Here is a 23,439-nt window from a genome sequence, read left to right as displayed (position 1 = left end):
CCGGACCGGCTGACGGGCTCTTGCGAGGCTCTCGCGAGGCCCCACCGCCATCCGGACGCAATTGCGGTGCCCACGGCGCGCTGACATGACGCCGCTGCAATCTCCGGTTAGCCACCGTGCAGCGACATCCATGCAGCGATGTTTCATTCGAGCGCTTTTTCCCGCTCACGTTCCCCAGCCCCACTGATGCCGCCCACCGTATTCATCGTCTCCGACGGTACCGGGATCACTGCCGAAACCTTCGCGCATTCGATCCTCTCCCAGTTCGACCAGAAATTCCGCCTGGTTCGCGTGCCCTTCGTCGACTCGACGGAAAAGGCCTACGCCACGCTAGAAAAAATCAACGAAGCGATCCAGCAGGACGGCCGCCGTCCGATCGTCTTTACGACGCTGGTGGACAGCGCCTCGAATCAGATCGTCAAAGGTTCGAATGCACTCGTGCTGGACATGTTTCAGACCTTCGTCGAGCCGCTCGAACAGGAACTGGAGCTCAAGTCGAGCCACGCGATGGGCCGCGGCCACCAGAACGCCGATACCGAGGAATACAAGAACCGGATCGAGGCGATCAACTTCTCGCTCGCCCACGACGACGGTCAATCGAACCGCAATCTGGCCGATGCCGATGTGATTCTGGTCGGCGTGTCGCGCAGCGGCAAGACACCGACGAGCCTGTATCTGGCCATGCAGTACGGCGTGAAAGCGGCCAACTATCCGCTGATTCCGGAAGACTTCGAGCGCGGCAAGCTGCCTACGCCGCTATTGGCGCATCGGCAGAAGATGTTTGGTTTATCGATCGATCCGCAGCGGCTGTCGGAGATCCGTAACGAGCGCCGCCCGGGCAGCAAGTACGCCGCGCCGGAAAATTGCCGCTACGAGATCAACGAGGCGGAAGCGATGATGCGGCGCGAAGGGGTCAAGTGGTTGTCGTCGACGCATAAGTCGATCGAAGAAATCGCGACGACGATCCTGCAGGAGATCAAGCTGGACCGGCCGGTTTATTGAGCGGCGCCTGTTTTGCGGGCGTGCGTGGTGCTGAGGTGATCGCGGAGGTCGCCTCAGACCTGCAGTCAGTGCAATGTCACGCGCGGCGCTGCTGGCGGCACTGTTCGAACACGCAGATAGCCGCGGCGGCGGCCACATTGAGCGATTCCATGCCGCCCGGCTGAGGAATCGTCACCCGCAACGAAACCGCATCGCGCCAGGTCTGCGATACGCCCGCCCCTTCGTTGCCGAACACCCACGCGAGCGGCCCGCTTAGATCGCAGTCGTAAATCGCCTCGGCACCGTGCGAATCCGTAATGACGATGGGCACAGCCAGGCGCTCGATCAATACCTGCGCCTCGACATCCTCGTGGATTTGCAACAGGAAATGCGCGCCCATGCCCGAGCGCAATACCTTCGACGACCACGCGTACGCGGTGCCCGGCGCGCAAAACACCTGCTGAATACCGGCGGCCGCCGCGCTCCGTAGAATCGAACCGACGTTGCCGGCATCCTGCACGCCATCGAGTACGAGGCAGGTTTCTCCGACATTCTCCGGCAGCGGCGTATCGAGCTTTTCGACCAGCAGCAGAATCCCGACACCGTGCACGACGTTCGACACCTGGCCGAACAATGCATCGGGCAGCGTGACGATACGGTGCTCGTCGATGCGCGACACGATGGCCTGCGCTTCGTCGTGGCGCAACGCGCCCTCGGTGACGATGCACATTTCCGGCTGCCCGGCGACGTCGAGATACGCGCTCGCGAGATGGAACCCTTCGAGCAACGCGTGGCCACTGCGACGCTGCTGATGCGTCGAGCCGGCCAGTGCCTTGAGGCGCTTGTAGAGCGGATTGTCCCGCGAGGTGATGGCTTTCACAGGCAGCGAAGACAGTGAGAATGAGGAAAGAATGGGCAACGCGCAGCGCTTACGCGCCGCTGCGTTCGCCGAAGGCGTCGTCGTCGAGCACGGCGTCGGTGAGCGTTCCGGACACGATGATCATGCCGCCCGCCCGCAGTTGTTTCGAAGCCGTGCCGAAACGCTGATGCGCTTCACGCACCGGTGCGAACGAGCGCCGATGATGCTCGCAGGGCCCATGTTCGCGCAGCGCCGCGAGATGCTGCGGCGTGCCGTAGCCGGCATGCGCGTTAAAACCGTAGACCGGATAGGCTTGATGCAGTTCGAGCAGCATCCGGTCACGCGTGACCTTGGCGAGAATCGACGCCGCCGAAATGCTTTTGACCAAGGCATCGCCGCCGATCACGGCTTCGCTGCGAACGCTCAGCGTTGGGCAGCGATTGCCGTCGATTTTCACGAGCGTCGGTACGACCGAAAGGCCTTCGACCGCCCGCTTCATCGCCAGCATGGTGGCGTGCAGGATGTTCAGCGTATCGATTTCTTCGACGCTAGCGGACGCGATGCAGTACGCAAGTGCCCGGTCGACGATCTTGTCGTAGAGTTCGTCGCGCTTTTTCGCGGTGAGCGCTTTCGAATCGTCGAGGCCGCGGATCATCGGCTTCGACGGATCGAAAATCACCGCTGCAGCGACCACCGGGCCAGCCAGCGGCCCGCGCCCGGCTTCGTCGACGCCGCAGACGATGTCGTCCGGCGTTTCGAAGTCCAGACCGACCTGCCATGTTGCCGCGCCTGCAACAGCCGCGGCCTTGCGGCGTGGAGCGCGAGCGGTGGTCACGGCCGAGCCTTCCGCTTTTCGACGACGCTCGCCACGACTTCCGCTGCACGCTGCGCGGTGTTCTGCTTCAGCACGTGATGCATCTCCGTGAAGATTTCCGTCAGCGTGCGCCGGTTGGCCTCGTCGCGCAACTGTTTCAGCGTCGCTTCGGCGAGCGCCTGGGGCGTCGCGAAGTGCTGCAGAATTTCCGGCACGACGAAACGCCCCGCCAGAATGTTCGGCAAGCCAACATACGGCAGATAGCCTTGGCGGCGCATGATCTGGCCGGTCAGCCAGGGCACCTTGTACGAGATCACCATCGGCTTTTTCAGCAGCGCGGCTTCCAGCGTCACCGTGCCGCTCTTGACGAGGATCGCATCGGCCGCCGTCATCGCGATTTGCGCCTGGCCGTCGGTAATGGTCAGCGCGAGACCAGGATGCGCATCGACCAGCGGCCGTAGCATTTCGCGCAATGCGGGCGTGGCCGCCGGCATCACGAAACGCAAACTGGGCTCCTGGTGCTGCATCATTTCCATCGCGGCAAAGAACGTCGGACCGATCAGATCGATCTCCGAGCGCCGGCTGCCCGGCAGCACCGCGATGATCGGACCGCTTTCGGCAAGGCCGAGCGTGCGGCGCGCGCCAAGCGTGTCGGGTACCAGAGGAATTTCGTCGGCAAGCGGATGGCCCACGTACGAAGCCGCGATGCCGGCCTTTTCCAGCAGCGCCGTTTCGAACGGGAACACGCACAGCATGTGGTCGACCGCTTTGGCGATCTTCTTGATGCGCCCACCTCGCCACGCCCAGATCGACGGGCAAACGAAGTGCACGGTCGGAATACCCGCGTCGCGCAACGGATGCTCGAGTCCGAAGTTGAAATCGGGCGCGTCCACGCCGACGAACACCGACGGCGGCTCGGCCAGCAGTTGGCGCTTCAGTTCGTTGCGGATGCCGAGGATTTCTGGAATATGCCGCAGTGCTTCGACATAGCCGCGCACCGTCAGCTTCTCCATTGGCCAGTGGGCGTCGAAACCCGTGGCGATCATGCGCGGGCCGCCGATCCCGTAATACTGGGTGCCGGCGGGTAGACGGCTCGCGAGGCCATCGAGCAGCGACGCCGCCAGCAGGTCGCCGGACGGCTCGCCTGCCACCATCGCAACGCGCAGGGGACTCGGGTTCAAAGCCATCGGTTAGCGGATGATGCCGCGTTGCGACGCTTCGACAAACGCGAGCAGCGTTTGTACCGGCGCATCGCCATCGCCACCCGCGGATGCGAGTTCGCGCAACTGCAGCTTCGCTTCTTCAAGCGACAGGCCGTTCTTGTACAGCAGGCGGTACGCCGAGCGCAGCGCCGAGATCGCGTCTGCGGAGAAACCACGGCGGCGCAGACCTTCGACATTGATACCGTGCGGCTCGGCCTTGTTGCCGGCAGCGATCACGAACGGCGGGATGTCCTGCACGAGCGCCGACGCGCCGCCCAGCATCGAATGCTCGCCGATGCGCACGAATTGATGCACGCCCGACATGCCGCCGACAATCGCATGGTCGCCAATCGTCACGTGGCCGGCCATCTGCGCATTGCTCGACAGAATCACGTTGTTGCCGACGTGGCAGTCGTGCCCGATGTGCACGTAGGCCATGATCCAGTTGTCGTCGCCCAGCGTGGTGACGCCTGCGTCTTGCACCGTGCCGGTGTGGATCGTGGTGAATTCACGGATCGTGTTGCGATTGCCGATCACGAGCCGGGTCGGCTCGTCTTTGTACTTCATGTCCTGCGGACGGCCGCCGACCGATGCATAGTGGCCGATGCGGTTGTCTTCGCCGATCGTGGTGTGACCTTCGATCACGCTGTGCGAACCGACCGTGCTCCGTGCGCCGATCGTCACATGTGCGCCGATGACGGCATACGGTCCGATTTCGACGGATTCGTCGACTTGTGCGCCCGGCTCGACGATCGCAGTGGGATGAATCCTGCTCATGCGTCCTCGCTTCTGATTCTGTTGCGTTGTCTGGATGGGCGTAGCCGGAGTTCGCAGCGCTCGGGATAAGCCGCTGACCGTCCGGACACCGGCTTCAAGCGTCTTTGTCCGTGTGCCGCACCGCGCACATCAGATCGGCTTCCGCCGCTACGGCTCCATCCACTTCGGCGCGCGCCTTGAACTTCCAGATGCCGCGCATATGACGCTCGAACGTGCAGTTCAGGATCAGCTGATCGCCCGGTTCCACCACGCGCTTGAAACGCGCGTTGTCGATGCCCACGAACAGATACAGCGTGTTCGACGGATCGCTCGGCTCTTCCGAAAACGTCAGCAGGGCTGCCGTTTGCGCTAGCGCTTCGAGGATCAGCACGCCGGGCATCACCGGACGGGTCGGAAAGTGACCCTGGAAATACGGCTCATTGATCGACACGTTCTTCAACGCTTTGATGCTCTTATGCGGCTCGAGTTCGAGCACCCGGTCGACCAGCAGGATCGGGTAACGATGGGGCAGCAGCGTGAGAATCTTATGAATGTCGAGATTGATTTTTTCGGTGCTCATGGTGTTTCTACTCACGCATTGACTGCGCGATGATGACTGCGGATGCTGGTGCAGGTGGGTTGGTAACGCGTGCTGCCGGCGCTTGTCGAAACCAGGCGGCCATGCCACCCGGTCACGGCAACCGACTTTGCTTCCTGATGCTTGCCCGCTATTTTACGCGGTACCGGCCGGTTGGCCCGCGGATTGTTGTGCGGGTTGACCCGCAGGTCAGCGCGATACTTCTCAGGCTTCGTCGCCCGCGGAATTGCTTGCCGCGCCGGCTGGCTTGCCTGCCGAAGCGGCATTTTCGAGCGCCTTGATACGATCGCGAAGTTTGTCGATGTTACGCAGCAAAGCGGCACTCTTGTTCCAGTCGGCATGGTTCACAGCCGGGAATGCGCTGGTGTACAGGCCGGGCTTCAGCAACGACTTCGAGACGCCCGACTTCGCCGTGACGATCACATAGTCAGCCAGCGTGACGTGTCCGGCGATCCCAACCGCGCCGCCGATCATGCAATGACGGCCGATCGTGGTGCTGCCGGCAATGCCCGCACAGCCGGCGATCACGGTGTAAGCGCCGACCTTGCAGTTGTGGCCGATCTGCACGAGGTTGTCGATTTTCACGCACTCCTCGATGATCGTGTCGGCCATGGCGCCGCGGTCGATGGTGGTGTTCGCACCGATTTCGACGTCCGCCGCGATCGACACACCGCCGACCTGCGGAATTTTCACCCAACTGCCGGTACGCGCATCGCCTTCACCGACGAAATCCGGCGCGAAGCCAAAACCGTCCGAACCGATCACCGCGCCGGCGTGCACAATCACGCGCTCGCCGAGCTTGCAGCCGTAATACACCGCGACGTTCGGATACAGATGCGAGCCCGCACCGATTCGCGTGCCGCGGCCGATCACCACGTTGGCGTCCAGACGCACGTTTTCGCCGATCACCGCGCCCGCTTCCACCGTGACGTGCGGACCGATCACCGCGCTCGCGGCAATCTGGGCCAACGGGTCGATCGTCGCGCTCGAATGCACACCGGGCACGGTCTTGGGCGCTGCCATGTCGATGAATGTCTGCGCGACGCGCGCGAAGTAAGCGTACGGATTCGGCGTGACGATGAAGTTACGGCCTGTAAGGGAGCTGAGTTTCGAGAGGTCGTCGGCATTGATCAACACCGCGCCCGCACGGGTCGTCTCGACCTGCGACAGGTACTTCGGATTGGCGAGGAACGCCAGTTGGTCCGGGCCTGCCTGGTCGAGCGGCGCCAGACTGCCGACGCGCTGCGAACCTTCTCCGACTACTTCACCGCCGAACTGCTGGACGATGTCCTCAAGCGTAAATGCCATGCCTATCCTCTGTCTCCGATCCCATGCGAGATGGTTGCTGCACAATCAGTCCAACTTGTCAGTTCTACGACCCTGCGCTGCAACCCGGCCGGTGCCCGGCGCGCGCGTTCAGTTGCCCGATGCCGCCAGTGCCTTGAGCACCTGATCGGTAATGTCGATGCGCGGGCTCACGTACACCGCTTCCTGAACGATCAGGTCGTAATGCTGCTGCTCCGCGATCTGCTTGATCACCTTGTTGGCCCGGTCGAGCACCGCCGCCAGCTCTTCGTTACGGCGCTGGTTCAGGTCCTCGCGAAACTCGCGTTGTTTGCGCTGGAAGTCCGTATCCAACTGCGACAGATCGCGCTGCTTCTGCGCGCGATCGGCGGCCGACATCGACGCACCGTTCTTGTCGAGCGAGTCGGACATCGACTTCAGCTTCTGCGCCATATCGGCCAGGTCCTTGTCGCGCTTGGCGAACTCCGCCTCGAGCTTGACCTGTGCAGCCTTCGCGGCAGCCGATTCACGCAGGATACGGTCCGAATTCACCGCGGCGATCCTGGCTTCCTGGGCGTGCGCGACCCCCGCTACGCCGACACCCAGCGTCATTGCCAGCGCCAACGCGCAAGCCACACGTTTCGAAAACATACCGGTTCGCAAAGTCATCCTCTCGATACTGTAGTTTGGCCGGGCCCACCGCCGGAAGCCACCCGTAAAGGCCCGGGTCGCCCTCCGCCGGATCAGAATGCCGTCCCGATCTGGAACTGGAACTTCTGATACTGGTCGCCGGTGTGCTTCGTGAGCGGGAAGCCCAGGCTGAGCTTGAGCGGGCCAATCGGCGAGATCCACGCAAGACCGACACCGTAGCCGTAACGCAGGCCGTTCGCGCCGATGCTGTTACCTTCCGTACCCCAGACGTTACCGCCGTCGAGGAACGTGAAGACACGCAGCGTGCGGTCGTAGCCCGTACCCGGCAGCGGGAACGTCAACTCGATGTTACCCACCAGCAGCTTCGAGCCGCCGATCGGGTCGTTCGTCTTCGCATCGCGCGGACCCAGCGAACTCGGCTCGTAGCCCCGCACCGAACCGATACCGCCCGCGTAGTAGTTCTTGAAAATCGGATATGGCTTGCCGCCGAGACCGTTACCGTAACCGCCCTGGAAGTTGAAGCCCAGCACGAACCCGCGCGAGAACGAATAATAGTACTGCGCGTTGATGTCGGCCTTGTAGTACTGCGTGCCGCCGATCGGCGTGCCGTATTCGGCGTTCGCCTGCGTGAAGTAGCCGCGGCTCGGCACCAGTGCGCTGTCACGCGCGTCGCGCGACCAACCCACCGTGATCGGCACGTTATTCGACACACGGCCGAAGGCGGCTACGTAGTCCTTGTAGCTCTGCGGCGTGTTCGCGTCGACGTCCAGCTGGTTTTGCTCGAGGCCGGCGCCGAAATACACCGTATCGACTTCGGAGAACGGAATACCGAACTTCAGGTCACCACCGATCGTGACGATCTTGAAGCTCGAATCCGTCGAGTAGTACAGCGGCTGGTACGTACGGTAGTAGACGTCGGTAATCCGCTTGATGCCGTCGACCGTGAAATACGGGTCGACCTGCGTAACCGTCAAGGTACGGTACGTCTTGGCGGTATTCACGTTCACCGAGAGACTCGTACCCGAACCGAACACGTTGTCCTGCGACACGCCGGCCGAGAGCACCACCTTGTCCGTCGACGAGAAGCCCGCGCCCAACGTGATCGCGCCGGTCGGCTTTTCAGCCACCTTGACGTCCACATCGACCTGGTCCGGCGTGCCTTCCACCGGCACCGTGGTCACGTCCACGTCCGTGAAGTAGCCGAGACGGTTGATCCGGTCTTTCGACAGCGCGAGGCGGTTCGAATCGAACCACGAGCTTTCGAGCTGGCGCATTTCGCGGCGCACCACTTCGTCGCGAGTGCGCGTGTTGCCGACCACGTTGATGCGGCGCACGTACACACGGCGGCTCGGGTCCACTTGCAGCGTCAGGTCGACCTTGTGATGTTCCTGATCGATCTGCGGCTGCGCGTTGACAGTAGCGAACGCATAGCCGTATTCGCCGAGCTTGTCGACGATCGCCTTGGTGGTGGCTTGCAGCTTTTCAGCCGAGAAACGGTCGCCTGGTTTGATCTTGATGAGCTTGTTCAGCTCCGGCTCGCGGTCGAGCAGGTTACCAGCCAGCTTGATGCTGTTGATCGTGTACGGCTCGCCTTCGTGCAGCGTGACCGTCAGATACATGTCCTTCTTGTCCGGCGAGATCGACACCTGGGTCGAGTCGATGTTGAACTCGAGGTAGCCGCGATTCAGGTAATACGAGCGGACGTTTTCGAGGTCGCCGGTGAGCTTGTCTTTCGCGTACAGGTCGTTCTTCGTGTACCACGAGAACCAGTTCGGCGTGGACAACTGCATTTCGTCGCGCAGCGTACCCGTGCTGAACGCCTTGTTGCCGATGAAGTTGATCTGGCGGATCTTCGCGCTCGGACCTTCAGCCACCGAGAACAGCACCGACACGCGGTTGCGGTCGATCGGCGTGATCGTGGTGGTGACTTCCGCGGCATAGTAACCGCGCGTCAGGTACTGGCGCTTCAGTTCCTGCTCGGCCTTGTCGACGAGTGCCTTGTCATAGTAACGGCCTTGCGACAAGCCGACCGCGCGCAGCGCCTTGGTCAGGTTTTCCTTGTCGAACTCGTGAATGCCGGCGAAGTCGATCGTGCCGATAGCCGGACGTTCCAGCACCTGGACGATGACGACACTGCCTTCCGTCGCGATCTTGACGTCATTGAAGAAGCCCGTGGCGTACAGCGCGCGAATGGCTTCGGAAGCCTTGTCGTCGCTAAAGGTGTCGCCTTGCTTGATGGGCAGGTACGCGAACACGGTACCGGGTTCGACGCGTTGCAATCCCTCGATCCGGATGTCTTGCACCACGAAGGGCGTCGTTGCGTGAGCAACCAGCCCATGCGCGGCAAACGCCGCGGCTATAACCGTCTTTGGAACAAAGCGATGAGGTTTAAACAACGTGCTTCCCCAGTGTGTATAGCTGCATCAGGTCGGGCGGTCGCCATCGTGAACGCCGCCAGACACTTTAAAAATGGATTAAACGAGCCAGATCGTTGAACAGCGCAATCGCCGACAACGCGACGATGCAGGCGAGACCCGCCCTCTGAAAAACGAGTTGCCAGCGATCGGAGACAACTTTGCCGGTTACAGCTTCAACCAAATAATATAACAGATGACCCCCGTCCAATACCGGAATTGGTAACAGGTTCAGTACGCCGAGACTAATACTGACAAGGGCCAGGAACGACAGGAATGCAGAAGGACCTAGACGTGCGCTCTTTCCTGCGTAATCGGCGATCGTCACGGGGCCGGAAAGATTCTTCAGCGAAGCCTCGCCAACGATCATCCGTCCAAACATGCGCACCGAATAAACAGCCAGATCCCACGTACGGCGCGCGCCTAGTTGCAAGCTTTCGACCGGCCCGTAACGCACGTCGATCGACGGCACCTGGGTGGCGAGTTCCGCACCGATACGGCCGATCTGCTGCCCCGTCGCGTCATCCCGCTGCGACTGCGGGACGATGCGAACGTCTTCCAGCTTGCCCGCGGCTTGCCCACCACGCTCAACCTGCAGCGTCACGGGCGTGCCGGCGTGCGATTTTACATAAGCGATGAAGGCCGTGGCATTGTCGGTAGGGATACCGTTGATCGCGCGCAGACGGTCGCCCACCCCAAGGCCTGCCTTTTGCGCCGCGCTACCCGGCTGCACCCCGGCGACGGTCAGCTTGCCACCACCCGGCTCGAAACCGAGACGCGACATAAAGTCGTCGTCGACGTCTTTCTCGGTGATACCACGCAGATCCAGCTGGAAATCCGAGGTGCCGTGCGCGTCTTTCGCGCTCAGCACGACGCGCTTGTGATCGAATGCCGCGCCCAGCAGTTTCCAGCGCAGGTCGGACCACGAACGCACTCGCTCGGATTCGCCGGCGTTTTCCGCACGCACGGCAACAATCGTTTCGCCACCGTCGAAACCGGCCAGCGCGGCCGGCGTATTCGGCGCGGGTGCCGCCACCACAGCCGCCGGCTCCGTCACGCCCGTGGCGAACACAAGGGCGAACAGCACGATGGCAAGCAGGAAATTCGCGACCGGCCCGGCGACGACAATCGCGAAGCGGCGCCACACTGACTGCCGGTTGAACGCATGCGGCAAGGCTTCAACGGGAATCGGCGCCCCGCCGGTTTCGCGCTCGTCGAGCATCTTCACGTAGCCGCCGAGCGGCAGTGCGGCAATCGTCCATTCGGTGCCCGTCTTCGGGCTCACCCATTGGAACAGCGGCTTGCCGAAGCCGATCGAGAAACGCAGCACCTTGACGCCGCACAAACGCGCCACGCTGTAATGCCCGTACTCGTGGACAACCACGAGTACGCCAATCGCGACCGCGAAGGCAAGCAGTTCGATCAGCAGGTTCATAGGCGCCTCACTGGACGGCGCGTTCCGTGCGACGGGCGCTGACCGGCAGGCGCGCGATGAAGTCGGCAGCGGCGCGGCGCGCGGCCGCATCCGCTTCGATCACGTCTTCCAGTGCGTGCGCGCTGCGGTTCGGCAACGCGTTGAGTACGGCGTCGACTACCTGAGCGATCGTCATGAAACCGATCTGGCGCGACAGGAACGCTTCAACAGCGACTTCGTTCGCGGCATTGAGCGCCGCGCTCGCGAGGCCTCCCTCGGCCAGCGCTTTCACCGCGAGCGCGAGACACGGGAAGCGCGTGTAATCCGGTTTTTCGAACGACAGCGATGCGACCTGCAGCAGATCCAGTTGCGCCACGCCCGAATCGACGCGGTCCGGAAATGCCAGCGCATGCGCGATCGGCGTGCGCATGTCGGGATTGCCCAGTTGTGCGAGCACCGAGCCGTCGGCGTATGACACCATCGAATGGATCACGCTTTGCGGGTGAATCAGCACTTCGATGCGCTCGCCCGGCAGATCGAAGAGCCAGTGCGCCTCGATCACTTCAAGGCCTTTGTTCATCATCGTGGCCGAGTCGACCGAAATCTTGCGGCCCATGACCCAGTTCGGATGCTTGCATGCTTCGTCCGGCGTGACGTCGACCAGCGTGGCCGGTTCGCGCGTGCGGAACGGGCCGCCTGACGCGGTCAGGATGATCTTCGACACGCCGCCATGCTGTGCGGCTTCGCGCGGCAGACACTGGAAAATCGCGTTGTGTTCGCTGTCGACCGGCAGCAGCACGGCGCCGTTGTCACGCACCGCGTCCATGAAGATCGCGCCGGACATCACCAGCGCTTCCTTGTTGGCGAGCAGGATACGCTTGCCGGCACGCGCGGCAGCGAGGCTCGGCGCGAGGCCTGCCGCGCCGACAATCGCCGCTACGACCGTATCGCAGCCGTCACTCTTCGACACGTCGACGAGCGCTTGCGGCCCATACGTGACTTCGGTCTTGCAGCCGGCTTCGCGCAACTTCGCCGCGACCTGCGCAGCGGTATCGGCATCGCCGACTACCGCGACTTCAGGCTGAAAGCGCAGGCATTGCTCGACGAGCTTGTCGCCGTTGCGATGCGCCGTGAGCGCGTACACCGAAAAGCGCTCGGGATGACGCGCGACGACGTCGAGCGTGCTGTCTCCAATCGAGCCCGTGGAACCGAGCAATGTCAGACGTTTTTGCATATCTCTTTCTCTAGCCGAGCAGCAGCATGGCAAGCGGCAGCACCGGCAACAATGCGTCGATGCGGTCGAGTACGCCACCGTGCCCAGGCAACAGGCCGCTTGAATCTTTCACTCCGGCCTGGCGTTTCATCATGGATTCGAACAGGTCGCCCACCACGCTGAATACCACCAGCAGGGTCAGGGCGAGCAGCGTACGTACGGCGCCCCATTGCGCCAGCAGCGCAGAATACAGGGTCGGCTCGAACGCGTGCAAAAAGACCGCCGCCGCCGCGACGATCATCACCACCAGCCAGCCGCCGATCGCGCCTTCCCAAGTCTTACCCGGGCTGATGGCAGGCGCCAGCTTGTGCTTTCCGAAAGCTTTTCCAGAGAAGTATGCGCCGATATCGGCCAGCCATACCAATAGGAGCAGCGACAGCACGAAGGCCACGCCCTGCATGCGCGCGGCGACGAGAGCATGCCAGCACGCGACGAATACCACAATGCCGGCAAGAAAGAGAAACGCGCGCCAGGCGCCTTGCGCGAGAGTCGGCTTGCGCAGGAGCACATACGGCCCCGCGATCACCCAGAAAATGGCGGCCGCCTGAAAGAGCGGCCGGGGCTCCTCGACGCCGGTGCCGAGCCGCGTGCTCGCGACCAGCGCCACCGCAGCAACCAGCGCGTAAATGACTGGGCCCGCGCCGCCGAGCTTCAGCAGACGCGCCCACTCCCACGCGGCGAACACGACGACGAAGGCGATCAGCGCGCCGAACGCGCCCACCGGCGCGAACAGCGTGACCGGCAGGAAGATCGCCAGCAGGATGATCGCCGTGATGACACGGGTTTTTAGCATGGAAGCGAATCGACGTTCTGCGATTGCGGCTCGAGTTGAGCACTGGTGCGGCCGAAGCGTCGCTCACGCTCCGCGTAGGATGCGATGGCGTGGCCGAGCGCGTCGGCGTCGAAATCCGGCCAGAACGTGTCGGTGAAGTAGAACTCGGTGTAAGCGAGTTGCCACAGCAGGAAGTTGCTGACGCGGCGCTCGCCGCCGGTGCGGATAAAGAGGTCCGGCTCCGGCGCATAGGCCATCGACAGGTGTTCGGCGAACGAATCCTCGTTCACCTCGACCGCCTTGCCCGCCAGCGCCGATTGTTCGGCGAGCTTGCGGGTGGCCTGCATGATGTCCCAGCGGCCGCCGTAGTTGGCGGCAATGGTGAGCGTGAGGCGGGTATTGCGCGCGGTTTTGGTTTCCGCGCGCCGGATCAGGTCGCGGATGCGCGTATCGAATCGGGACAGATCGCCAACCACGCGCAGACGGATGCCGTTTGCGTGCAGCTTGCCGATCTCGCGCTCCAGCGCGGTGACGAACAGGCGCATCAGGAACGACACTTCGTCGTTCGGGCGGCGCCAGTTTTCCGAACTGAAGGCAAACAGCGTCAGGTATTCGACGCCCTGCCGGGCGCAGGCCTCGACGGCCGCACGCACTGCGTCGACGCCGCGCGTATGGCCGGCCACGCGCGGCAGACGGCGCTGGGTCGCCCAACGGCCGTTGCCGTCCATGATGATCGCGATATGTCGCGGCACCGCGGCGACATCAGGCACGCGCACGGTTGAGCTGGTATAGGTCATGGCCGTCGGGACAGTGACTGCAAAAAAAGAAGTGGAGATCTTAAAGGTGCTGAGCCAACCGGCCTCAGACCGTCATGATCTCGGCTTCTTTGGTCACTACAAGCTTGTCGATTTCCGTGACGAACTTGTCCGTCAGTTTCTGAACGTCGTCACCTGCACGGCGCTCGTCATCTTCAGAAATTTCTTTGTCTTTCACAAGCTTCTTCAGTTGCTCGTTTGCATCACGGCGCAGGTTACGAACAGCGACCTTGGCCGTTTCCGCCTCGCTCTTGACCACTTTGGTCAGTTCGCGGCGGCGTTCTTCGGTCAGCGCGGGCATCGGCACGCGGATCACGTCACCTTGCGTCGCCGGGTTCAGACCGAGGTCCGACTCGCGGATCGCCTTTTCGACGACCTGGACCATCTTCTTTTCCCACGGCTGCACGCCGATCGTGCGTGCGTCGATCAGCGTCAGATTCGCGACCTGCGAAATCGGCACCGGCGAACCGTAGTAATCGCACTGGATGTGATCGAGCAGGCCCGTGTGTGCACGGCCCGTGCGGATCTTCGACAAGTCGTTCTTGAACGCGTCGATGGAACGCTGCATCTTTTGTTCAGCGCCCTTCCTGATATCAGCCACAGACATTTTTAAACCTCCGAACCTTCAAAACGGTGCGAGCCGGCCAGCGCGCGCACTATGCGGCGGCCTGGGCTCGCGTTAAAGCCCACGTTATGTGAACGAGAGTTTACACGTGGACGAGGGTGCCCTCGTCCTCGCCTAATACGATGCGCTTGAGCGCACCCGGCTTGACGATCGAAAACACCCGGATCGGCAGCTTCTGATCGCGGCACAGCGCGAATGCCGTGGCGTCCATCACCTGCAGATTGCGGCCGATGGCTTCGTCGAAGCTGATCGTGGTGTAACGGGTCGCGCTCGGGTCTTTCTTGGGGTCGGCCGAATAAACGCCGTCCACCTTGGTGGCTTTCAACACGACTTCCGCGCCGATTTCCGAACCGCGCAGCGCGGCGGCCGTATCGGTCGTGAAGAACGGATTGCCCGTGCCGGCCGCGAAAATCACGACTTTGCCTTCTTCGAGCTGGCGAATCGCACGCGGACGGATGTAAGGCTCGACCACCTGGTCCATGCGCAGCGCGGATTGCACGCGCGCTTCGATACCGGCGTGGCGCATTGCGTCCTGCAGCGCCAGCGCGTTCATCATGGTGGCCAGCATGCCCATGTAGTCGGCCGTGGCGCGATCCATACCGGCCGCGCCGCCCGCGACGCCGCGGAAAATATTACCGCCGCCGATCACCACGGCCAACTGCGTTCCGAGACGGACCACTTCGGCCACGTCCGCTACCATTCGTTCGATGGTCGCGCGATTGATGCCGAAGGCATCGTCGCCCATCAGAGCTTCACCGGAGAGTTTGAGCAGGACGCGTTTATAGGCAGTGGGCATAGAGGTATCCAGATCGCGCAGAACAGGGCAACAACAAGGGACTAATGTAGGGGTGAAATGCTGATTCGGGCAAGCGCCGCCAAATTGACGAACCCTCGGGTCCGCCAGCGGCGTGCGCCACGAGGGTCACCCGCGCGCAGCCTTGCGGCGCCGCCGACCGCGGCAAAGTCTTGCTCCGCCGCGGGTCCAACGGTACTAACTGAAGCTTAAGCGATACTTATTGTTGCTTTGCAGCAGCGACTTGAGCGGCCACTTCGGCTGCGAAGTCGTCCTGCTTCTTCTCGATGCCTTCGCCGACCACGAACAGCGCGAACTTCTGCACGCTTGCGTTGCCAGCCTTCAGCATCTGTTCGATCGTCTGCTTGTCGTTCTTAACGAACGTCTGGTTCAGCAGCGACACTTCCTTCAGGTACTTCTGCACGCTGCCGTCGACCATCTTGGCGACGATTTCAGCCGGCTTGCCCGATTCAGCAGCCTTCTGCTCAGCAATGCTACGTTCCTTCGCGATCAGATCCGCCGGGACGTCGTCCGACGACAGCGAGACCGGCTTCATGGCGGCGATGTGCATTGCCACGTCCTTGCCGACCTGCTCGTCCGCGCCGGTGTACTCGACCAGCACGCCGATACGCGTGCCGTGCAGGTATGCTGCCAGCTTGTTCGAGGTTTCGAAACGCACGAAACGGCGGATCGACAGGTTTTCACCGATCTTGCCGACCAGCGCGAGGCGCACTGCGTCGACCGTCGAGCCGTCCAGCGGCAGTGCCGACAGGGCAGCGACGTCAGCCGGGTTTTGCGTAGCGACCAGTTCAGCGACCGTCTTCGAGAATGCCAGGAAGTCGTCGTTCTTCGAGACGAAGTCGGTTTCGCAGTTCAGTTCGACCAGCGAACCAGCGTTGCCGCCGATGAACGATGCGACCACGCCTTCAGCCGTCACGCGCGACGCTGCCTTGCTGGCCTTGTTGCCCAGCTTCACGCGCAGCAGCTCTTCAGCGCGCGCCATGTCGCCTTCGGCTTCCGTCAGCGCCTTCTTGCATTCCATCATCGGCGCGTCGGTCTTTGCGCGCAGTTCTGCAACCATGCTTGCGGTAATTGCCGCCATCATTTGCTCCTTGAGTTCCGTCTGTCACACGCCGCCCGGACTTCGATACCGGCGGCAAGAATTCGTTTCAACATCGCACGTATTTTCTACGGACTATGTTTCAGGCACTGCTCACAGCGCACCACTACTTTGTCGCGGCTTAAAAAAAGGGGGCCTGTAGAAAGCCCCCTTTTTTGCCGGACACGGGGCAGCTTTACGCTTCCGGGTTGACCTCGACGAACTCGTCGCCGTCACCACCGCGAGCAGCTTGCACCACTTCGTTAACCGCGTTAGCACGGCCTTCGACGATTGCGTCAGCCACGCCAGCCGTGTACAGAGCGACAGCCTTCGAAGCGTCGTCGTTACCCGGGATCACGTAGTCGATGCCTTCCGGCGAGTGGTTCGTATCGACCACGGCGATGACCGGAATGCCGAGCTTGTTAGCTTCGGTCACGGCAATCTTGTGGTAGCCGACGTCGACCACGAAGATCGCGTCCGGAATGCCGCCCATGTCTTTCACGCCGCCGATCGACTTTTGCAGCTTGGCCATTTCGCGTTCGAACAGGAGCGCTTCCTTCTTGCTCATGCGTTCGGTTTCGCCAGCTTCCAGCGATGCTTCCATGTCCTTCAGGCGCTTGATCGAGACCTTCAGCGTCTTGAAGTTGGTCAGCATGCCGCCGAGCCAGCGTGCGTTGACGTAAGGCATGCCAGCGCGTTGCGCTTCTTCAGCGATCGTGTCGCGCGATTGACGCTTCGTGCCGACGAACAGGATCGTGCCGCGATTCGCTGCCAGTTGACGCGCGTACTTCAGCGCGTCGTTGTACATCGGCAGCGTCTTTTCGAGGTTGATGATGTGAATCTTGTTGCGATGGCCGAAAATGAAGGGGGCCATCTTCGGGTTCCAGAAGCGCGTTTGGTGACCGAAGTGGACACCGGCTTCCAGCATTTGACGCATGGTAACTGCCATGAAAATCTCCGCGAGGGTTGGGTCTTAAGCCGGCTGCCGTATCTGCCGCGCTGCCTTTTTTGGCTGAACGCGACGGACACCCTGGGTGCGCCGGCTTGCGAGTCTGCTGCCTTGGTACTGCCTGACCTGTAGCGCAGGCAACTATCGCTACGAGGCGCCTTTCCTGCCAGTTTGCGCTCATCAGACTCATCAGAGTGACTAATAGAGCAACAAAATAAGACAGAGATCGACTTAGCCAAAGATTATAGCACGTGACTATCGGCCGACTCAACCTGCGCGGTAGCTCCCGTTTGCCGCAGGCGGGTTGCACCTGCGCGCCCACCCCCTTATTGCAAAACCGTGGCAAAACCCTGCGGCAGCGGGAATATGGTGCGATAATCTTGCAATAAATCGCATTTCAGGCCCGACTCATGGCTATTACGCTCAAAAACGAACACGATATCGCGCAGATGCGCGTCGCCTGCAAGCTCGCTAGCGAAGTGCTCGACTACATCACGCCGTTCGTCACGGCGGGCATCACGACCGGCGAACTCGACCGGCTGTGTCACGAATACATGCTCCAGGTGCAAGGCACGGTTCCAGCGCCGCTGAATTATCAGCCGCCCGGCTATCCGCCTTACCCGAAAGCCACCTGCATTTCCGTGAACGACGTGATCTGTCACGGTATTCCGGGCGACAAGACGCTGAAAAACGGCGACGCACTGAATATCGACGTCACGGTGATCAAGGAAGGCTATTTCGGCGACACCAGCCGGATGTTCATCGTCGGCGAAGGCTCGATCATGGCCAGGCGCCTCGTGCAGACCACCTTCGAATGCATGTGGCTCGGCATCGATCAGGTGCGCCCGGGCGCCCATCTCGGCGACATCGGCTACGCCATCCAGAAGCATGCTGAAGGGCAAGGCTACAGCGTGGTGCGCGAATATTGCGGCCACGGCATCGGCACGGTGTTTCACGAGGACCCGCAGATTTTGCACTACGGCCGTCCCGGCACCGGGCTCGAGCTGCAGACCGGCATGGTCTTTACGATCGAACCGATGATCAACGCCGGTCGGCGCGACATCCGCACCATGCCGGATCAGTGGACCGTCAAAACCAAGGACCGCAGCCTGTCGGCACAGTGGGAACACACCGTGCTCGTCACCGAAACCGGTTACGACGTGCTGACTGTCTCGGCCGGCACGCCCGCGCGTCCGCCGGTTGTCGCGGCCACGGCCTGAACGACTTCCGCCCCCACCCGCCCGCCTGCCAATGAGTAGTGTTCCAGCCGTCGCCCAATCCCATGCCACGTCGCTCAAGGCGGACTACAAAGTGGCCAAAGCCCAGTTGCTGGAACGCTTCAAGACCGCCTCCAACGTCGACTCGCTGATGGCCGCGCTGGCGCGCGCCACGGACGAGTCGCTGCGCGCCGCCTGGAATACCTGTGAGCTGCCGCCCGAGCTGGCGCTGCTCGCGGTCGGCGGCTACGGGCGGGGCGAACTCGCGCCGCACTCCGACATCGACATTCTGGTCCTGCTGCCCGACGCGCCGATCGCGCATCTCGAAGCGCGCATCGAACGTTTTATCAGCCTCGCGTGGGATTTGGGGCTCGAACTCGGCAGCAGCGTGCGCAGCGTGGTGCAGTGTGTCGAAGAAGCCGCCAACGACGTCACCGTGCGCACCTCGCTGCTCGAAGCGCGGCGCATTACGGGCAGCACCCTGCTCTTCGACGACTTTGCGAAGCGCTACCGCGAAACGCTCGACCCGCGCGCGTTCTTCCAGGCCAAAGTACTGGAAATGCGCCAGCGGCACGCCAAGTTTCAGGACACGCCGTATGCGCTCGAGCCGAACATCAAGGAAAGCCCGGGCGGCCTGCGCGATCTGCAACTGATTCTGTGGATTACCCAGGCGGCCGGCTTCGGCAGCAGTTGGCGCGAGCTCGAAGCACGCGGCCTGATCACCGAGCGCGAAGCGCGCGAACTGCGCCGCAACGAAGGCTTCCTGAAAACGCTGCGTGCCCGCTTGCATGTGATCGCCGGCCGCCGCCAGGACATTCTGGTGTTCGACCTGCAAACGCCGGTGGCCGAAAGCTTCGGCTATAAACCGACGGCCACGAAGCGCGCCAGCGAACAACTGATGCGCCGCTATTACTGGTCCGCCAAAGCCGTCACGCAGCTCGCCACCATCCTGATCCAGAACATCGAAGCGCAGCTCTTCCCGAACACAAGCGGCATCACGCGCGTGCTGTCGGACCGTTTCGTCGAGAAGCAGGGCATGCTGGAGATCGCCAGCGATGACGTCTTCCAGCGCGAGCCGAACGCGATCCTCGAAGCTTTTCTGCTCTACGAACAGACGCCGGGCGTGAAGGGTTTGTCGGCGCGCACGCTGCGCGCGATCTACAACGCCCGCGACGTGATGGATCAGCATTGGCGGCGCGATCCGGAAAACGGGCGCCTGTTCATGGACATCCTGAAGCAGCCTGCCGGCATCACGCACGCGCTGCGGCTGATGAACCAGACCAGCGTGCTCGGGCGCTATCTGTTGAACTTCCGGCGCATCGTCGGGCAGATGCAGCACGACCTGTATCACGTCTACACGGTCGATCAGCACATCCTCATGGTGTTGCGTAATCTGCGCCGCTTCGCGGTCGCCGAGCACGCGCACGAATATCCGTTCTGCAGCCAGTTGATCGCCAATTTCGACCGGCCGTGGGTGTTGTACGTGGCGGCGCTGTTTCACGACATCGCCAAGGGCCGCGGCGGCGACCATTCCACGCTCGGCATGGCCGACGCGCGGCGCTTCTGCCGTAACCATGGCATCGAGGGCGAGGACGGCGAACTGGTCGTCTGGCTGGTTCAGCAGCATCTGACCATGAGCCAGGTCGCGCAGAAGCAGGATACGAGCGACCCCGAAGTCATCAAGCGCTTTGCCGAACTGGTCGGCAACGAGCGCCGGCTCACCGCGCTTTACCTGCTGACCGTGGCCGACATTCGCGGCACCAGCCCGAAAGTCTGGAACACGTGGAAAGGCAAGCTGCTCGAGGACCTCTACCGCGCAACGTTGGCGGTGCTCGGCGGCGCACGGCCTGACGCGCATTCGGAACTGAAATCGCGCCAGGAAGAGGCGCTTGCGCTGCTGCGCCTCGAAACCGTGCCGGAAGGCGCGCAAAAGGCGCTGTGGGACAAGCTGGACATCGGCTACTTCCTGCGCCACGACGCCGCGGATATCGCGTGGCAGACCCGTGTGCTGTACCGGCACGTCGAAACCGCGACCCCGATCGTGCGGGCGCGTCCTTCACCGATTGGCGAAGCGCTTCAGGTGCTGGTGTATGTGAAAGACCAGCCCGATCTGTTCGCCGGCATTTGCGCGTATTTCGACCGCAATGGCTTGTCGGTGCTCGATGCGCGGGTCAGCACGACCCGCCACGGGTACGCGCTCGATAATTTCCTCGTCGCGCATACCGAAGAAGACGTGCATTATCGCGATATTGCCAATCTGGTCGAACAGGAACTGACCGCACGCCTGACCGGTGACGGCACCCTGCTTCCGGGACCGTCGAAAGGCCGTTTGTCACGGCTGTCGCGGACCTTCCCTGTTACGCCGCGCGTCGATCTTCGGGCCGACGAGCGCGGCCAATATTACATCCTGTCCGTGTCTGCGAACGACCGGCCAGGCCTTCTTTATTCAATCGCGCGCGTGCTGGCCGAGCACCGGGTCGGCGTTGCGTCGGCGCGGATCAATACGCTCGGCGAACGTGTCGAAGACGTGTTCCTGCTGGATGGACACGGTCTGTCGGACAACCGCCTGCAAATTCAGGTCGAGACCGAACTGCTGCGCGCGATTGCAGTGTGAGATTTCATGCGAGTCAAATTAACAGCCAAGCACCCGCGGCCGGCTTCGTCCGAACGCGCCCCTGTCCGTACCGGAAGCAATTCGGCGCGTAAGCCGACGCGCCCGACCGGGCCAAGGCCGTCTACGCCGACGGCCGGGTTTAACGGGGCGCGGGGTGAAGGCGCTGGCGCAGCGGGTGGTGGCAAGCGGCCGGCGGGTGCGGGCAAGCCGGCAGGCGCCGGGGCGCGTGCGCCACGGGCTGAAGGATCGTTTTCCCGCGAGCGGGATGCTGGCGCTGCGCGCCGGGCGCCGTCGGATCGGCCGCCGCGGCGTGAAGGGGCCGGTGGTGCGCCACGTCGCTTCGAAGGCAGCAGTGATCGCGCTCCGCGTCGGGACGATGGTGAACGTGCGCCACGTCGGTTTGAAGGTGGTGGCGATCGTAGCGAACGTGCTCCGCGCCGCGCTGACGGCGAACGTAGTCAAGGCGCTCCACGCCGATTTGAAGGCGGCGGCGATCGTGCGCCGCGTCGGGACGAGGGCGTTCGTGCGCCCCGTAAGTTTGAAGGTGGCGCTGATCGCAGCGAACGCGCTCCGCGCCGCGCTGACGGTGAACGCCCTCAAGGCGCTCCGCGCCGGTTTGAGGGCGGCGGCGATCGTGCGCCACGTCGGGACGAGGGCGCTCGTGCCCCCCGTAAGTTTGAAGGTGGCGCTGATCGCAGCGAACGCGCACCGCGCCGTGCTGACGGCGAACGTAGCCAAAGCGCTCCGCGTCGATTTGAGGGCAACGACCGTCCGCCGCGTCGGGACGATAGTGAGCGTGCACCTCGCAAGTTTGAAGGCGGTGGTGATCGCAGTGAACGTGCTCCGCGTCGCGCTGACGGTGAACGCAGCCAAGGCGCCCCGCGCCGGTTTGAAGGTACTGGCGATCGCGGCGAACGTGCACCCCGCCGCTTCGAAGGCAGCACAGATCGCAGCGAACGCGCACCACGCAGCTTCGAAGGCAACGGCGCCCCGCGCCGTGACGACGGCGAACGCCGCTCGTTCAGTGGTCCGCGCCCGGGTGCAGGCCGCCCATCGGAAGGTGGACCGCGTGGCGAGCGTCCGGGACGTGACGCCTCGGATCGGCCCCGCTTCGGCAGCGACCGTGGCGCCCCTCAGGAGCGCCGCAGCGACAGCGCAGCACCGCGCCGTTTTGAAGGCGAACGTGGCGCCTCCGAGCGTGGCGAGCGCACTTTCGCGAAGCCCGTCAAAAGCGGCTACGGTGACCGCACGGACCGTCCGGCGCGCGCACCGCGCGACGACCGCGGCGAACGCGCCCCAGCCAAACGTGAATTCGGCGATCGTCCGCCGCGTGCCGGCGAACGTAACGAACGTAGTGACCGGGGCGAACGCCCTGCCCGCAGCTTCGACAAGGCGCTGCCGGCTGCCGGCCGCCGCTTTGGCGACGACAACCGCCCCGCCCGTGCCGACAAGCCGCGTGGCCCGGCGCCCGCAGCCAGAGCCGAACGCGACAATGACGCCGATGTCGCTCCGCGCACGCCGCGCCGCGATTACGAAGACGCACCGGGCACGCTGCGCCTGTCCAAGCTGATGTCGGAACTCGGCCTGTGCTCACGCCGCGAAGCCGACGAGTGGATCGAAAAAGGCTGGGTGCTGGTCGACGGCGAGCGGATCGACACGCTCGGCACCAAGGTTCGTCCGGACCAGCGCATCGAGATCGACCCCGCCGCCGAAGCGGCGCAAGCGAGCCAGGTGACAGTCCTGATCCACAAGCCCGTGGGCCTCGTATCGGGCCAGGCGGAAGACGGCTATCAACCGGCGATCACGCTGGTTACGCCGGAAAATCGCTGGGAAGGCGACAGTTCGGACATCCGCTTCTCGGTCTCGCATCTGCGCCAACTCGCGCCGGCCGGGCGCCTCGACATCGACTCGACGGGCTTGCTGGTGCTGACGCAGGACGGCCGCATTGCCAAGCAGCTGATTGGCGGCCATTCGGAGATCGACAAGGAGTATCTGGTGCGCGTGGCGTTCGGCGAGCACACCACCGACGTCGAAAACCACTTCCCGCCGGAAAGCCTTGCGCTCTTATGCCACGGCCTCTCGCTCGACGACGTGCCACTGAAACCCGCACAGGTCAATTGGCAAAACGGCGAGCAACTGCGTTTCGTACTGCGCGAAGGCAAGAAACGCCAGATCCGCCGGATGTGTGAACTGGTCGGCCTCGAAGTGATCGGCCTGAAGCGTGTACGGATGGGTCAAGTGATGCTGGGCGCACTGCCGCCGGGTCAATGGCGCTATCTGTCGGCGGACGAGTCGTTCTGATGCCGGGA

The 23,439-nt window shown here is 63.0% G+C and carries 21 protein-coding genes; 5 read left to right on the top strand and 16 right to left on the bottom strand.

Annotated features, from left to right (window positions below; translation table 11 throughout):
* The first annotated feature begins 186 nt into the window (after window positions 1-186).
* Window positions 187-1,002 carry a posphoenolpyruvate synthetase regulatory kinase/phosphorylase PpsR gene (gene ppsR, locus P3T25_RS02420; RefSeq protein ID WP_154565996.1) on the top strand — a complete coding sequence of 272 codons (816 nt, stop codon included), beginning with the start codon at window positions 187-189 and terminating at the stop codon, window positions 1,000-1,002.
* A 76-nt stretch (window positions 1,003-1,078) separates the two neighbouring features.
* Here ppsR and P3T25_RS02415 read toward each other — a convergent pair whose 3' ends face one another.
* The 16 genes from P3T25_RS02415 to rpsB all read right to left on the bottom strand — a co-directional run bounded on the left by P3T25_RS02415 (window position 1,079) and on the right by rpsB (window position 17,299).
* A complete protein-coding gene (locus tag P3T25_RS02415) occupies window positions 1,079-1,861 on the bottom strand; it encodes a TrmH family RNA methyltransferase (RefSeq protein WP_168435949.1) in 783 nt (260 codons plus the stop codon).
* A gap of 49 nt (window positions 1,862-1,910) precedes the next feature.
* Complete coding sequence (rnhB, locus tag P3T25_RS02410; RefSeq protein ID WP_266257373.1) at window positions 1,911-2,675, bottom strand: ribonuclease HII; 765 nt, start codon at window positions 2,673-2,675, stop codon at window positions 1,911-1,913.
* Window positions 2,672-3,841, bottom strand: coding sequence for a lipid-A-disaccharide synthase (gene lpxB, locus P3T25_RS02405; RefSeq protein ID WP_171925999.1), 1,170 nt, complete (start codon window positions 3,839-3,841; stop codon window positions 2,672-2,674). The genes rnhB and lpxB overlap by 4 nt, the downstream gene beginning before the upstream one ends.
* 3 nt (window positions 3,842-3,844) lie before the next feature.
* The gene (gene lpxA / locus P3T25_RS02400; RefSeq protein ID WP_429357370.1) at window positions 3,845-4,633 is read right to left on the bottom strand and encodes an acyl-ACP--UDP-N-acetylglucosamine O-acyltransferase; all 789 of its coding nucleotides are present in this window, start codon (window positions 4,631-4,633) and stop codon (window positions 3,845-3,847) included.
* 94 nt (window positions 4,634-4,727) lie between these two features.
* Window positions 4,728-5,192, bottom strand: a complete 465-nt coding sequence (gene fabZ, locus P3T25_RS02395; protein WP_020065638.1) for a 3-hydroxyacyl-ACP dehydratase FabZ — start codon at window positions 5,190-5,192, stop codon at window positions 4,728-4,730.
* Between the two features lie 222 nt (window positions 5,193-5,414).
* Window positions 5,415-6,518, bottom strand: coding sequence for a UDP-3-O-(3-hydroxymyristoyl)glucosamine N-acyltransferase (lpxD, locus tag P3T25_RS02390; protein ID WP_266257371.1), 1,104 nt, complete (start codon window positions 6,516-6,518; stop codon window positions 5,415-5,417).
* Window positions 6,519-6,626: 108 nt separating this feature from the next.
* Entirely contained in the window at window positions 6,627-7,163 is a 537-nt protein-coding gene (locus P3T25_RS02385; protein WP_171925998.1) for an OmpH family outer membrane protein, read from the bottom strand.
* Between the two features lie 74 nt (window positions 7,164-7,237).
* Window positions 7,238-9,541, bottom strand: a complete 2,304-nt coding sequence (gene bamA / locus P3T25_RS02380) for an outer membrane protein assembly factor BamA (protein WP_154566000.1) — start codon at window positions 9,539-9,541, stop codon at window positions 7,238-7,240.
* A 67-nt stretch (window positions 9,542-9,608) separates the two neighbouring features.
* A complete protein-coding gene (gene rseP / locus P3T25_RS02375; protein WP_266257370.1) occupies window positions 9,609-10,994 on the bottom strand; it encodes an RIP metalloprotease RseP in 1,386 nt (461 codons plus the stop codon).
* Window positions 10,995-11,001: 7 nt separating this feature from the next.
* On the bottom strand, window positions 11,002-12,207 hold the full coding sequence (locus P3T25_RS02370) for a 1-deoxy-D-xylulose-5-phosphate reductoisomerase (RefSeq protein WP_266236943.1): 1,206 nt from the start codon (window positions 12,205-12,207) through the stop codon (window positions 11,002-11,004).
* 10 nt (window positions 12,208-12,217) lie between these two features.
* Window positions 12,218-13,039: a phosphatidate cytidylyltransferase gene (locus tag P3T25_RS02365; RefSeq protein ID WP_266257369.1), complete on the bottom strand. Its 822-nt coding sequence runs from the start codon at window positions 13,037-13,039 to the stop codon at window positions 12,218-12,220.
* Window positions 13,033-13,815, bottom strand: a complete 783-nt coding sequence (uppS, locus tag P3T25_RS02360; protein WP_154566004.1) for a polyprenyl diphosphate synthase — start codon at window positions 13,813-13,815, stop codon at window positions 13,033-13,035. Before uppS ends, P3T25_RS02365 begins: the two co-directional genes overlap by 7 nt.
* Window positions 13,816-13,879: 64 nt before the next feature.
* Complete coding sequence (gene frr, locus P3T25_RS02355) at window positions 13,880-14,440, bottom strand: ribosome recycling factor (protein WP_054035184.1); 561 nt, start codon at window positions 14,438-14,440, stop codon at window positions 13,880-13,882.
* Between the two features lie 100 nt (window positions 14,441-14,540).
* A complete protein-coding gene (pyrH, locus tag P3T25_RS02350; protein ID WP_006048674.1) occupies window positions 14,541-15,254 on the bottom strand; it encodes a UMP kinase in 714 nt (237 codons plus the stop codon).
* 217 nt (window positions 15,255-15,471) lie between these two features.
* Window positions 15,472-16,353: a translation elongation factor Ts gene (gene tsf, locus P3T25_RS02345; protein ID WP_097389605.1), complete on the bottom strand. Its 882-nt coding sequence runs from the start codon at window positions 16,351-16,353 to the stop codon at window positions 15,472-15,474.
* A 193-nt stretch (window positions 16,354-16,546) separates the two neighbouring features.
* Window positions 16,547-17,299 carry a 30S ribosomal protein S2 gene (rpsB, locus tag P3T25_RS02340; protein WP_154566005.1) on the bottom strand — a complete coding sequence of 251 codons (753 nt, stop codon included), beginning with the start codon at window positions 17,297-17,299 and terminating at the stop codon, window positions 16,547-16,549.
* A 410-nt stretch (window positions 17,300-17,709) separates the two neighbouring features.
* Between rpsB and map the strand changes: the two genes are divergently transcribed.
* The 4 genes from map (at window position 17,710) to P3T25_RS02320 (ending at window position 23,431) form a co-directional block, all read left to right on the top strand.
* The gene (gene map / locus P3T25_RS02335; RefSeq protein ID WP_429357369.1) at window positions 17,710-18,519 is read left to right on the top strand and encodes a type I methionyl aminopeptidase; all 810 of its coding nucleotides are present in this window, start codon (window positions 17,710-17,712) and stop codon (window positions 18,517-18,519) included.
* Between the two features lie 31 nt (window positions 18,520-18,550).
* Window positions 18,551-21,130 carry a [protein-PII] uridylyltransferase gene (locus tag P3T25_RS02330; protein WP_266257367.1) on the top strand — a complete coding sequence of 860 codons (2,580 nt, stop codon included), beginning with the start codon at window positions 18,551-18,553 and terminating at the stop codon, window positions 21,128-21,130.
* Between the two features lie 154 nt (window positions 21,131-21,284).
* A complete protein-coding gene (locus P3T25_RS02325) occupies window positions 21,285-22,700 on the top strand; it encodes a hypothetical protein (RefSeq protein WP_429357368.1) in 1,416 nt (471 codons plus the stop codon).
* Window positions 22,700-23,431, top strand: a complete 732-nt coding sequence (locus P3T25_RS02320) for a pseudouridine synthase (protein ID WP_429357367.1) — start codon at window positions 22,700-22,702, stop codon at window positions 23,429-23,431. The genes P3T25_RS02325 and P3T25_RS02320 overlap by 1 nt, the downstream gene beginning before the upstream one ends.
* The last annotated feature ends 8 nt before the right edge of the window (window positions 23,432-23,439 follow it).

This window comes from Paraburkholderia sp. GAS32, from assembly GCF_050434225.1.
In the GTDB taxonomy this organism is placed as follows: Bacteria; Pseudomonadota; Gammaproteobacteria; order Burkholderiales; family Burkholderiaceae; genus Paraburkholderia; species Paraburkholderia madseniana.
This window is presented reverse-complemented; position numbering and strand designations above follow the sequence as displayed.